The sequence below is a fragment of the Leifsonia sp. SIMBA_070 genome, assembly GCF_046534635.1.
In the GTDB taxonomy this organism is placed as follows: Bacteria; Actinomycetota; Actinomycetes; order Actinomycetales; family Microbacteriaceae; genus Leifsonia.
In genome coordinates, this window is sequence record NZ_JAWRYK010000685.1 from 1 (window position 1) to 249 (window position 249).

Below are 249 nucleotides of genomic sequence, written 5' to 3' on the forward strand. Positions count from 1 at the left end.
GCGGCGTGCCCCGAATGCCATGAGCGGAGCGTTCGAACGCGATGAAGAAGATCCTGATCGGCCTCGCCGTCCTTCTGGTCATCCTGGTGGCCGCCGTGGTGGCCGCGCCGTTCCTGGTGCCCACCGATGTCGTCGTCGACCGGGTGCGCCAGGCGGTGCGCGAACAGACCGGCCGCGAGCTGACGGTCGCCGGGCCCGTCGACCTCTCCGTCCTGCCGACCCTGAGAGTGCGGCTCGCCGACGTGGCGC

At 71.5% G+C, this 249-nt stretch carries 1 protein-coding gene; it reads left to right on the forward strand.

Features of this window, described 5'->3' with window-relative positions:
• Positions 1-41: 41 nt before the first annotated feature.
• A partial coding sequence (locus tag SB754_RS21990; RefSeq protein ID WP_410784423.1) for an AsmA family protein occupies positions 42-249 on the forward strand: 208 nt, incomplete at its 3' end.